The sequence below is a fragment of the Erwinia sp. genome, from assembly GCF_031978025.1.
Lineage (GTDB): Bacteria > Pseudomonadota > Gammaproteobacteria > Enterobacterales > Enterobacteriaceae > Erwinia.
The window spans coordinates 1-3,357 of the sequence record NZ_DALZCD010000366.1 but is presented as its reverse complement, the minus strand read 5'-3'; the positions used below and the strand labels follow the sequence as shown (position 1 = coordinate 3,357).

The following is a 3,357-nucleotide window of genomic DNA, read 5'->3' as shown; positions in this document are numbered from 1 at the left end:
ATGCAAAAATTCCGGGTGCCTCAGCGCAATCTAATCAGCTGTCCTGCGGAGAAAAGCAGAGGCGTACCTGCGTACCGCCGTGCATTTGCTGTCCAATTTCCAGCTGTGCGTTCAGGCTTTTGGCGCGCTCCTGCATTATAGCCAAACCGTAGTGACCGGGTTTGGCCTCGGCCAGGTGGAAACCCTGGCCGTTATCGCTGACTTCAATCTGCAGCCGATCGCCCACGGAAGGCGTGACGCGTACGGCGATCTCGCTGGCCCGGGCATGGCGGATAGCGTTGAGCAGCGCTTCCCGGACTATTTGTAAAACGTGCACCTGCTGTTGCGCATTCAGGCGCTGCGGCCGCGCTTCGTTAATAAACCTGATCTCCGCTTCCGTTTGCCGGTTGAGCTGTGTGATGACCTGTCCCAGGGCTGTAGTAAGATCTGCAGGCTCTACCGACAGGCGAAACGTCGTCAGCAGCTCACGCAGCTGGCGATTGGCTTCGGCCAGCGCCACGTCGATTTCGCCCACGATGGCTGCCTGAGGCGTCTCCTGAACCACCAGGCGTTTCAGGCGCGCCAGCTGAATGCGCAAATAAACCAGCGACTGCGCCAGGGAATCATGCAGTTCTCTGGCAATAGTGGCGCGCTCTTCCATCAGCAGTAAATGGCGTCCTTTTTCTTCAGCCTCATCCAGCTGTAACGAACGGCCCAGCATCGTCGCCAGCCCCTGCATCAGCGACGGTTCGCTGGCGCACGCCTGCCAGCGCAGCATCCCGCCTTCAGGGTGCTCCAGCGGCAGGCTGTGCCAGGCGAGGGAAGGTTCCTCCTTGCCGGCGATCAGCTGCCCGTCCGCGGCATCCAGCGTAATAATAGGCAGCTTTTCATGCTTCCTGGCCAGGTCAAGCACCTGCGCATAGGCTTTATCGTGTCCGCGCAGTATTTCAGAGCATTGATAGAGTAGTTTTAACCGGCGATTTGCCTGACGTAGATCGCTGGTTCGCTCTTTTACTGCCTGTTCAAGCCACAGATACTGTTTTTCCAGGTCGCCCGACAGGCGGGCAAAGGCTTTCGCCAGCAGAGCAATCGCGATAAACCCCAACAGGCAGGCACCCGCTACCAGCTTCATTTTGAGTTCCGCCCAGCGCTGCAGAGCAAGCACAAACCGATCTATCTGCGTGACATACAGGGAGACATGTTGCCGGAAGCGCTGCCCCTCGCCCGTTGTCAGCTCGGGCTGTAGCGCCTGCCAGGTCGTTAACATTTCGTGATAGCGCGCTTTTACGTTATGGGGTACCCAGGCATGCTGGAGCGAAAGCAGGACCGGTGCCTGAATCGACTGCTGATAGCTGAGCATATCGCTGGTCATCGAAGGCGAACGGGTCGCCGCATCCAGCGCCAGGCGGTAGCTTTGCATCCGCAACGAACCGGCCATATTAAGCGCCTCGGCATCGCGCAGGCTGGCTGAAAGGGTCAGCAGCGCCAGAAAAGAACAAAATACGGCCAGCAGCACAATAGCGAAAAGGGCGCGAGCCAGGCTGCGGGTCACGGAACGTTTTAACATAGAAGGCTCCCGTTAAAGGCTATCAGCACAGCGCAGGCAGTAGCGTCTGCTTAATCGGCTCGTCTACCAGGCCAGCCGCAGTATAAGCTGATCCTCACGCGGCGCGGGGTCTGGATGGCAGAGTTTTGCGAAAGATCAAAAGCGTGCGGTGGCGCACTTGCAGCCAGGCGCCGCGGCGGGTAGAGTGAGGAAAACGTCACAGAAAGGCGTTGCATATTAATATAAAGTTACACCCCGCAGAAAAAGTAACTTTCATTGACGCTTCTTTGTATAAATGTTGGTTGCACCCACATTCCTTTAACGCTTTTACCCACTGCTTACCCTGCTTTGCATCCCGTCCGCCATAGTTAACTCCGTATCCCGAATCATGCTATCCGCTATCCCGGATAAGGAGCCTGTTATGAAACTATCTGCAATGATTGCCGCCGCTGTATTAGCCGCCGCGTCATTTTCAACGCTGGCCGCTACCCAGGTCAGTAATGAACAAAGCCAAAATCTGCAACAAATGGGCACGGTTTCTGTCACCGGTGTCCAGGGCTCGCTGGATGACGCCACCGCGCGACTGGCCAAAAAAGCGGAAGAAATGGGCGCCAGCCACTATCGCGTTATCCGTGCCGACACCCCCGGTGACTCCAGCCTGTGGAGCGGCAACGCCGAGATTTACCGCTAGAATTTACCCTGTCCCATGTAGCCTTTCCCTGTTGGAGAACCGATCGCTTAATGCGGTCGGTTTTTTTTTGCCTCCTCTGATGAACGTCACAAAACCTCACGATTTTGGTTACGGATTTTTTGCGTCGGCTTTACAGAACGGTTAGGATGCATCGCCGTGATTTACCCGTTTCCGTAACACAATAATGACAGGAAAAGGGGAAACCGCCCGAACGCCCGTAGGCAACGCAATCGTTTGGTTGGCGCAACAAAAATCAGGTCGCCCGGGAATGGTAGCCGTATCACTGTGGACAGGATAATTAGGAAAGAAAATGAAAGCTGATAAAAAAGCGGTAGCAGACAAGCGCGCCGCAAGAAGACGTTGGTTAAATTCTCATGATTCCGGCTATCAAAAAGCGATGGACAACCGCCATGTGCAGATGATTGCTATCGGCGGGGCTATTGGTACAGGCCTGTTCCTGGGCGCAGGTGGCCGACTGCAAATCGCCGGTCCGGCGCTGGCTATCGTTTACCTGGTATGCGGCATCTTCTCTTTCTTTATACTCCGCGCGTTGGGCGAACTGGTTTTGCATCGTCCCTCCAGCGGCAGCTTCGTTTCTTACGCCCGGGAATTCCTGGGAGAAAAGGCTTCGTACGTCGCAGGCTGGATGTATTTTGTTAACTGGGCAATGACCGGCATCGTGGATATCACCGCGGTAGCGCTTTATATGCACTACTGGGGCGCCTTTGGCGATGTACCGCAGTGGGTATTTGCGCTGGGCGCGCTGGCCATTGTCGGCACGATGAATATGATCGGCGTCAAATGGTTTGCCGAAATGGAGTTCTGGTTCGCGCTGATTAAAGTGTTGGCTATCGCGCTCTTCCTGATTGTGGGCGTGGTGTTTCTTGGCAGCGGCAAGCCGCTGGATGGCAACGCTACCGGCTTCCATTTGATTACCGATAACGGCGGGTTCTTCCCGCACGGTTTGCTGCCCGCGCTGGTGCTGGTACAGGGCGTTGTTTTCGCCTTCGCCTCTATTGAACTGGTAGGGACGGCGGCAGGGGAGTGTAAAGACCCGAAGACCATGCTGCCGAAGGCGATTAACAGCGTTATCTGGCGTATTGGTCTGTTTTATGTCGGATCGGTCGTGCTGTTGGTGCTG

Annotated in this window: 3 protein-coding genes; 2 read left to right on the top strand and 1 reads right to left on the bottom strand. The window is 55.9% G+C overall.

What is annotated here, in order from left to right:
* Positions 1-34 precede the first annotated feature (34 nt).
* Positions 35-1,546 carry a type IV pili methyl-accepting chemotaxis transducer N-terminal domain-containing protein gene (locus RTK32_RS20295; protein WP_312047105.1) on the bottom strand — a complete coding sequence of 504 codons (1,512 nt, stop codon included), beginning with the start codon at positions 1,544-1,546 and terminating at the stop codon, positions 35-37.
* A gap of 400 nt (positions 1,547-1,946) precedes the next feature.
* Between RTK32_RS20295 and RTK32_RS20290 the strand changes: the two genes are divergently transcribed.
* Together RTK32_RS20290 and RTK32_RS20285 are read left to right on the top strand one after the other, a co-directional pair.
* The gene (locus tag RTK32_RS20290; RefSeq protein ID WP_312047103.1) at positions 1,947-2,216 is read left to right on the top strand and encodes a YdgH/BhsA/McbA-like domain containing protein; all 270 of its coding nucleotides are present in this window, start codon (positions 1,947-1,949) and stop codon (positions 2,214-2,216) included.
* 310 nt (positions 2,217-2,526) lie between these two features.
* Positions 2,527-3,357, top strand: an 831-nt coding sequence (locus RTK32_RS20285; protein WP_312047102.1) for an amino acid permease, incomplete at its 3' end; no start/stop codon positions are given.

Bases quoted from the DNA above. Each gene is read 5' to 3' on its own strand.
- RTK32_RS20295 (WP_312047105.1), bottom strand. From the start codon at position 1,546: ATGTTAAAACGTTCCGTGACCCGCAGCCTGGCTCGCGCCCTTTTCGCT.
- RTK32_RS20290 (WP_312047103.1), top strand. From the start codon at position 1,947: ATGAAACTATCTGCAATGATTGCCGCCGCTGTATTAGCCGCCGCGTCA.